8 protein-coding genes are annotated in these 8670 nt (G+C 45.4%); 2 read left to right on the top strand and 6 right to left on the bottom strand.

Annotation, left to right across the window (positions count from 1 at the left end; all coding sequences use genetic code 11):
- From CWC03_RS22205 to CWC03_RS22225, 5 genes are all read right to left on the bottom strand, one after another.
- Nucleotides 1–1457, bottom strand: a 1457-nt coding sequence (locus CWC03_RS22205; RefSeq protein WP_249314103.1) for a VWA domain-containing protein, incomplete at its 3' end; no start/stop codon positions are given.
- Nucleotides 1458–1462: 5 nt separating this feature from the next.
- Nucleotides 1463–2446 carry a vWA domain-containing protein gene (locus tag CWC03_RS22210; RefSeq protein ID WP_138583704.1) on the bottom strand — a complete coding sequence of 328 codons (984 nt, stop codon included), beginning with the start codon at nt 2444–2446 and terminating at the stop codon, nt 1463–1465.
- Nucleotides 2439–2870: a DUF4381 domain-containing protein gene (locus tag CWC03_RS22215; RefSeq protein ID WP_138583705.1), complete on the bottom strand. Its 432-nt coding sequence runs from the start codon at nt 2868–2870 to the stop codon at nt 2439–2441. Before CWC03_RS22215 ends, CWC03_RS22210 begins: the two co-directional genes overlap by 8 nt.
- Nucleotides 2871–3824, bottom strand: a complete 954-nt coding sequence (locus CWC03_RS22220) for a DUF58 domain-containing protein (protein WP_128725791.1) — start codon at nt 3822–3824, stop codon at nt 2871–2873.
- Nucleotides 3825–3828: 4 nt separating this feature from the next.
- Nucleotides 3829–4785, bottom strand: coding sequence for an AAA family ATPase (locus tag CWC03_RS22225; protein WP_128725790.1), 957 nt, complete (start codon nt 4783–4785; stop codon nt 3829–3831).
- A 268-nt stretch (nt 4786–5053) separates the two neighbouring features.
- Between CWC03_RS22225 and fadI the strand changes: the two genes are divergently transcribed.
- Both fadI and fadJ read left to right on the top strand, forming a co-directional pair.
- A complete protein-coding gene (gene fadI / locus CWC03_RS22230; RefSeq protein ID WP_010377724.1) occupies nt 5054–6364 on the top strand; it encodes an acetyl-CoA C-acyltransferase FadI in 1311 nt (436 codons plus the stop codon).
- Nucleotides 6364–8466: a fatty acid oxidation complex subunit alpha FadJ gene (fadJ, locus tag CWC03_RS22235; protein ID WP_138583706.1), complete on the top strand. Its 2103-nt coding sequence runs from the start codon at nt 6364–6366 to the stop codon at nt 8464–8466. Before fadI ends, fadJ begins: the two co-directional genes overlap by 1 nt.
- On the opposite strand, the gene CWC03_RS23690 is transcribed toward fadJ, so the two are convergent.
- Entirely contained in the window at nt 8425–8634 is a 210-nt protein-coding gene (locus CWC03_RS23690) for a hypothetical protein (RefSeq protein ID WP_138583707.1), read from the bottom strand. The genes fadJ and CWC03_RS23690 overlap by 42 nt on opposite strands.
- Between the last annotated feature and the right edge of the window lie 36 nt (nt 8635–8670).

Below are 8670 nucleotides of genomic sequence, written 5' to 3' on the forward strand. Positions count from 1 at the left end.
TGCTGACCTTGTTGGTCTTGCTGACCTTGTTGGTCTTGCTGACCTTGTTGGTCTTGCTGACCTTGTTGGTCTTGCTGACCCTGTTGGTCTTGCTGCTCTTGCTGGTCCTTTAACGCTTCGACTAACGCTTTATTATCCTTCGCTTGCGTAAACTCAGGATCTAAGGATAAAGCTTTTTCGTAGGCAGAAATTGCGTCGTCTAATTTACCAAGCCGTGCTAGCGCATTGCCCAAATTGTATTGGCCTTCTACTGAGCTTGTTTGTTCGAGTGTTTCTACCGCAGCTTCGTAATCTCCGGCTTTATAAAGGGCTGCGCCTTTTAGTACCGGATTATCGGCAAGTGCGGCCTCATCGAATGCTTCATTTTGGTAGGCCTGTAGTGCGTTTTGGTCGCTATTTTTAAACCATTGTGTCCATTCATTCGCCAGCGCTTTTTGCTGCGGCAACATCGCAAAAACAACCAAAGCACTGAGCATAACTGCGTGATTTCGAACCAATAGCAGTGCAAGTGGGATAAGTACAATCAGCAGATATATTCCCGCATCCACTCGCCACTTAGCACTTTCTCGGTCCCGCTTAAGCACCGATGTATTTGCACCCAAATTAGGCTTAAATGTCTCTATGTCGCTACTATCGGCTGTGTAGCTGGCAAACTTTCCACCCCTTACTCTAGCCAGTTTTTCAAGTCGAGTCGGGAATAACTTTGGCACGACTATCTGACCATATTGGTCTTTTAAAAAGCCGCCTTCAGGTAATTTGATTGGTGCGCCTTGGGCCGTACCTAAGGCATAGATACTCAGCTTAAATGGGCTGTCAGAAAGAAGCTTTTGTACATCTTCTGCGTCTTCTTGTTCAAGTCCATCGGTTACCAAAATAATGTCACCATAGGTTGCACTTGCACCTGTTAACAAGCTAACGGCTTCTTCGATGCCTGCATACACGTTAGAGCCTTTTGAGGGCATGATCTCCGGACGAAGGCTCGGGATCAAATTCTCAAGAGTGGTGACATCAGTTGTGAGGGGCGACACGGTAAAAGCATCGCCTGCATAGGCGACTAAACCCGTTTCGCCTTCTTTAAATAGCTTTAGCATGTCTAAAGTTTTAAATCTCGCTTGTGTTAAGCGGTTTGGCGCGAGATCGGTTGAGTACATAGAATAAGACATATCCAGCACTAACACTCTAGGTGCCTGAGTTTTAAATACCGGTACTTCTTGTTTTTCAATACTTGGTCCTGCAACCGCAATAATGGCCAACAAAAAGAACACAATACCAAACCAAGAGTTACTTTGCTTTTGGTGTTTTTGACCATCGGCTCCCATCACCACCTTCATCAGGTGCGGTGCGATAAGTTGCGCTGATTCTTGATTGGACTTTTTAGACCATTGCAATGCACTGTATATCACCCAAGGAATAAGAAGCCAAAGCAGATGTGGGCGAATAAATTCAAATTCCATCATATTATTTACCCTCTTAATTTTGTTCTTAGTACAACACCGAGCTGAGCCACAAAAAGCAAGCCGAGTATCGCGAGGAGAGGAATATAAAACAGTGAAATCTTAGGACGGAAAGTCTGTGTTTCATCACTAATCGGCTCTAGCTCATCGAGCATAGCGTAGATCTTTTGTAGGCCTTCCACGTCTTTTGCACGAAAATATTGCCCACCAGTTTCTTTGGCGATATGTTGCAACGTTTTCTCGTCTATACTACTACCAGCCATAGAATTAAAACCAAATAAACCAAAACCGCGTCTACCATCTGAGCCAACACCAACGGTATAAATCTTTATGCCTTCTTCTCGGGCTAAGATCAGTGCTTCTTCAGGTTGAAGGTTGCCAGCGGTGTTTTGACCATCGGTCAGCAAAATCAAGATTTTGTTACTTTGTTCACGTTCACCAAAACGCTTTACCGACAAACCAATAGCATCGCCAATCGCTGTGGCGCGTCCAACTAAACCAATTTGTGCCTCACTAAGCATTTGGCTAACCGTCGCTAAATCTCGGGTGAGTGGCGTTTGCAAAAACGCGGTGTCACCAAAAAGAATAAGTCCCAGACGATCTCCTTGGCGTGCTTCGATAAAGTCGCTAACAACGGCTTTGACGACAGACAATCTGTCCACTAAGCGACCTTGATATTCCATATCTTGCTCTGTCATTGAAGCCGACAAGTCAACGGCAAGCATAATATCGCGTCCCTCATTTGGCACAACGATTGGGTCGTCAAGCCAAGTCGGGTTTGCCGCTGCTGTTACCAATAGTAGCCAGATGAGTGTTTCCACTAGGCTTACTTTTGCGCGCTTATTGAGTTGAGTTGTGCTCGCGAGTTGTAACTTTGCGGCACTTGGCATACGAATATTGATGTTGGTCTGCGCGATACTTGGTTTAAACTTCGCAATTAGCCAAGGCAGAGGTAACAATAAGAAGGCAAGGGGCCAACTAAACTCAAACATCGAGACGCTCCTTCACTTTGAAGGTATTAATCGCACGACATAGTTTACCGCTGAGTGCGGGGTCTTGAGTCGGTGCATATAACGAGTCGAGCTCTTGCTGAGTGAGTTCAACGCGTGTGAGTCTTGCTTGCAGCGTTAACCATTCTTGGCCCGATTTACTCGCAGCGGTATCACCATAATAATGTTTTACTAAACGTTTGAGTATGGTGTGTAATGCTTGGGCATTATCCTGCGAATGACTCAGTTTTACGGCTTCCTTTTTTGCCTTTAAAAATTGCTGGCGACGATACAATAGCCAACACGTAGCCCCAAATATTGTGAGTAGAACACAAATGGCTCCCCACATTGGATAAGAAAGTGGCCACCAGCTCACGCTTTGAGGGATGACCACATCATTAAGCTGGTCGAGTGGATTGACTTGCATTTAACCCCTCATGATTTGTAATTCGATTGGTAATGACGCGTCGTACTTTTGTAACGACATACCAGAGCGCTTGAGAAGCGCCAATCTTCGATTGAAAAAGTCGGATGCATTTTGCGAGAATTTGTCTCTAAATTGCTTGTCCATCAAGGGCAATGTCCAGTTTTGTTCGCCAGCTGAGACCTCAATCGCTTGACTGTATTCAGGAAGATGATGCTCAAAAGGATCGCTCACCATACAACCAATGACTTCGTTATGGCGAGTGGCACGCTCTAGCAATTTAAAGCTTTCGTCATTCAACTCCGTAAAGTCCGAAATGAGGTAAATCAGGCTGCCGGGTTTGGCCAGATGCACAAGTCGTTTTAAATTCTCATTGAAACGATCCCCCGAGGGGGGAGTCTCTTTTTGAATTAATGCTTGTTCGTGCAGGGCACAAAACTGATGAGCTAGCGCAAGCACTCCACGGTCGCGAGCAATCGGCTTGAGCTCGTGGTGATTACTGTCATTAAATACCACTCCACCAACACGGTCGCCGCGTTGGCATGCAGCCCAAGACACCAAAATGCCTAAGTGTGCCGCAAGCACCGACTTAAGTAACAGCTTTGAACCAAATAGCATGCTTGAGGAAAAGTCACAAAATACAAAAACGGGTCGCTCTTTCTCTTCTTGAAAGAGTTTCGTGTGTGCTTCACCGGTACGTGCGGTAACTCGCCAGTCAATCGCACGAATATCATCACCATATTGGTATTGTCTGACTTCAGCAAACTCCATACCTCGACCTTTGTGCGGTGCAAGGTATTGCCCTGATTGAGCACTTTTCACTTTTCCTCTCGGTTTGAGCGAAAGTAAATGCGCCTTTGACTTATAAAAAAGTAGCTCTTTCAGGCCGAGTTCGACGCCATTACTATGGCTTTCATTAAACCAGCTGGCTGAATTAAACTGCTTGATGTCGTTCATAGTATTATGGAACAGCAACCAATTCTAAAATCTTACTTATCACCTGATCTTTGGTGACCCCATCCGCCTGTGCTTCATAACTCAGCACGATACGGTGGCGTAGCACGTTATGCACCACAGCTTGAATATCTTCTGGTGTGACAAAGTCTCTGCCTTGTAGCCAAGCATGAGCACGAGAACATTTATCAAGCGCAATTGTAGCTCGAGGACTCGCGCCATAATCAATCCAGCTTGCAAGCGTTGCATCAAAGCGTTGTGGCTGTCTGGTCGCAATAATCAATTGCACAAGATATTGCTCTAGTGGCTCAGCAAGATGCATGCTTAGTACGGTTTTACGGGCCTCAAATAGGGTTGCTTGACTAATAGGTGTGAAGGTTGCTTGATACTCCTCCAACGCCTCGCCACGGGTGAGACGCAAAATATCGACCTCGGTTTCTGCGTCCGGGTAATCAATATTCAAATGGAGTAAAAAGCGGTCGAGCTGCGCTTCAGGTAACGGATATGTACCTTCTTGCTCAAGCGGGTTTTGCGTCGCCATTACCATAAATAGCTCAGGCAATGGATACGTTGTTTTGCCAACGGTTATTTGGCGCTCAGCCATTGCTTCTAGTAGCGCTGATTGCACTTTGGCTGGCGCTCGGTTGATTTCGTCAGCCAAAATCAAATGATGAAAAAGCGGCCCTTTCTCAAACACAAATTCGTTGGTTTGTTGGCGATAGATATCTGTTCCAGTCACATCAGAAGGTAATAAGTCAGGGGTAAACTGGACGCGTTGAAAACTGCCTTCAATACCTTTAGCTAGTGCATTTACCGCACGGGTCTTAGCAAGACCTGGAGGACCTTCAACCAATAAGTGTCCATCTGCTAAAAGTGCGATAAGCAAGGATTCGGTCAGTGCACTTTGTCCTAAAATTTGGGTATCTAAATATTCTTTTAGTTGAGAAAACTCGTTTACTGCCATGAGACTGCCTTTTAAGCCGACAAAAATAAAAATAGTTATATGGACGCTGAATGAATAATCAAGTTGATTAGACTCATAATTTTAGAAAAGTTCATAAATTTTAAATAACAATTTCAAATACTTTGAGATCGACTAAAAATACATCTAAAGTTGATTTTCACGGTTTAAAAAGCAGCCATTTCGTGCTTTGCTATTGGCAACTGCGATTTGGTTGTTTAGAATCGAAGGAAATTAACAGGTCAGACCTGTCAGCGGGAGAGCAAAATTCATGTCTGAACAAAACATACTAAAAACATCAAAAGGCGACCGAATCGCTATCGTGAGCGGCCTGCGTACGCCATTCGCAAAGCAAGCTACCGCTTTTCATCACGTTCCAGCCCTAGATTTAGGTAAAATTGTCGTCAACGAGATGCTTGAGCGTTTGAATTTCGATCGTAAAGAAATCGACCAACTGGTATTCGGCCAAGTTGTACAAATGCCGGAAGCACCTAACATTGCGCGTGAAATCGTGCTTGGCACTGGCATGCCAGTTTCTGTTGACGCTTACTCTGTATCACGTGCATGCGCAACCAGTTTCCAAGCGATTGCTAACGTTGCAGAGAGCATTATTTCGGGCCAAGTGAGTGTCGGTGTTGCTGGTGGTGCGGACTCATCATCAGTGTTACCGATTGGCGTGAGCAAAAAGCTTGCAGGTAGCCTTGTTGACTTGAATAAAGCACGTACGCTTAAGCAGCGTTTACAGATTTTCTCAAAGCTAAGACTCAAAGACTTACTGCCAGTGCCACCTGCAGTTGCGGAATATTCGACAGGCTTATCAATGGGGCAAACCGCTGAGCAAATGGCTAAGACTCACGGGATCAGCCGTGCAGATCAAGATGCGATGGCGCACCGCTCACATACCTTAGCTGCAAAAGCATGGTCGGAAGGCTTATTAAACAATGAAGTGATGGCTGCCCATGTTGAGCCATACAAAAGCTTTATTGATAAAGATAATAACATCCGTGAAAACTCCTCATTGGAAAGCTACGCCAAGTTAAAGCCTGTATTTGACAGACAGCACGGCTCAGTAACAGCAGCAAATGCAACGCCACTGACCGATGGTGCAGCGGCAGTATTAATGATGAGCGAAAGCAAAGCCAAAGCGCTTGGCTACGATATCTTAGGTTATGTGCGTAGTTTCGCCTTCTCTGCAATCGGCGTACACGAAGATATGTTGATGGGTCCTGCACATTCAACACCTATAGCACTTGACCGAGCGGGTATTACACTTGCTGATCTTGACCTGATAGAAATGCATGAAGCTTTCGCAGCGCAAGCGCTGTCCAATATGAAAATGTTTGGCTCAGACAAATTCGCGCAAGAAAAACTTGGTCGCAGTAAAGCAATTGGCGAAATTGACATGGATAAGTTTAACGTGCTTGGTGGCTCACTTGCATATGGTCACCCATTCGCCGCAACTGGTGCACGCTTGATCACGCAAAGCCTACATGAGCTTAAGCGCCGTGGCGGTGGTCTTGCATTGACAACTGCCTGCGCTGCAGGTGGTCTTGGAGCAGCATTCGTATTGGAGAGCGCATAATGTCAGTATTTTCTTATGAATTAAACGACCATAAAGTCGCCATCGTTACAATCGACGTACCGGGCGAAAAGATGAACACCCTACGTGATACATTTGCTGATGAATTATTAGAGATCATCGCAAAGAGTAAACAAGATGATGTAACGGGTATGGTTTTTATCAGTGGTAAAGACGATAACTTTATCGCTGGTGCAGACATTAAAATGCTGGATAGCGCTAAAACCCGCGAAGATGCGTTAGCGATTTCGGAAATGTGCCATAAAACCTTCTTTAAATTGGCAGATTTACCATTCCCAACTGTAGCGGCGATCCACGGCGTAGCGCTTGGTGGTGGTTTAGAGTTTGCGCTGGCTTGTGATTATCGTGTGTGTAGTGAAGACAGTAAAACCAAACTGGGTCTTCCTGAAGTACAGCTTGGTCTATTACCAGGAGGTGGCGGTACACAGCGTCTACCAAAATTAGTTGGTATTCAAAAAGCACTTGAATGGATGCTAACTGGTAAACAAGTTCGACCTAAGCAAGCGAAAAAAGCGGGCCTAGTTGACGATTCCGTGCCGCACAGTATTTTGCTCGACGTAGCGGTGAAGCTTGCTAGAAAAGGTAAACCTAAGCCTCGCAAACCGAAATTAGACAAAGTTAGTCAGTTGCTAGAGTCTAACCCGTTCGGACGTAATATCATTTTCAAAAAAGCACAAGAAAATGTTGAGAAAAAAACGGGTGGTCACTATCCAGCGCCAATCGCTATCATTAAAGCGGTACGTGCATCTGTAGAGCTAGACAAGCTTAAAGGTTATAAAACCGAAGCTGAGGGTTTTGCTGATTTAGTGATGTCAGAAGTATCGCGCTCGTTACGTGGAATTTTCTTTGCGACAACGGAAATGAAAAAGGATTTCCAAGGTGAAGATCTTGCTCCTGTGAAGCGTGTTGCAGTGCTAGGTGGTGGCTTAATGGGCGCGGGTATTACCCATGTTAGTGCGGTTAAAGCAGGCACTCCGGTACGTATTAAAGATGTTGCGCATCAGGGCATTAGCAACGCATTAAATTACAGCTATAAGATCCTAACGCAACGCCAAAAGCGTCGTATTATTTCAAAGGCAGAGATGCAGTCAACTTTGAATATGATCACGGGAACAACAGATTACTCTGGTTTTAAACACACAGACATGGTCATTGAAGCCGTATTTGAAGACCTAGACCTTAAACAGTCTATGGTGGCGGATATTGAACGCGAATGTAGTGAAAGTACAATATTTGCAAGTAATACGTCATCATTACCAATCGGCCAAATCGCGGCAAAAGCGACGCGTCCTGAAAACGTAATTGGTTTGCATTATTTCTCACCAGTAGAAAAAATGCCACTGGTGGAGATCATTCCGCACGACACCACCAGTGATGAGGTTATTGCGCGCACTGTGGCTTTTGCCCGTAAGCAAGGCAAAACCCCAATCGTCGTAAAAGACAAAGCTGGTTTTTACGTAAACCGTATTCTGGCACCTTATGTTAACGAAGCGGCAAACCTTTTGCTTGCTGGTGAGCCGATAGAGAAAATCGATCAAGCTTTGGTTGAGTTTGGTTTCCCAGTTGGTCCTCTTGCGCTTCTTGATGAAGTAGGTGTAGACATTGGCTCTAAGATTGCGCCAATCCTAGAAAAAGAATTAGGTGCTCGCTTTAAGGCGCCGGATGCCTTCGCGCGTATGATAGATAGCAAACGTCTAGGTCGCAAATCTGGCCGTGGCTTCTACACCTATGAAGGTAAAAAAGGCAAGCAAGTGGACGAGTCAGTCTATGAATTACTCGGTGTCACGCCTTCTCCTAAGTTGAATAAACAAGAAATTGCGAACCGCTGCGTTGCGCAGATGCTCAACGAGGCTGCGCGCTGTCTTGACGAAGGTATTATTCGTAATGCAAGAGATGGCGATATTGGTGCTATTTTTGGCATTGGTTTCCCTCCATTCTTGGGCGGTCCATTTAGTTACATGGACAAAAAAGGCGCCAATAAGGTGTGTTCAGAGCTATCAACATACGCAGCTGACAACCCTGTGTTTACGCCTGCGGAGCCGCTACTTGCAATGGCCGAAGAAGGCAAAGCTTATTACGAGTAATGATGCCAATTTATCTAGGGCCTGTTGACCTTCGCTGTTTGATTTTTGTTCTTCTAAGTGTGTTTTGGTAGCGACGCTCGACTTGCCGCCTAGTAATCTAGGCAAAAGTTGAGCAACAATGAACAAAGCGCACTCAGGTGAACCCAAAGGGCAGCGCTTGAGTAGCATTGCTTCTGTGTAGCCCCACACGCAGGTCGTGCAAGG

Source organism: Pseudoalteromonas sp. S2755 (assembly GCF_005886535.1).
GTDB lineage: Bacteria > Pseudomonadota > Gammaproteobacteria > Enterobacterales > Alteromonadaceae > Pseudoalteromonas.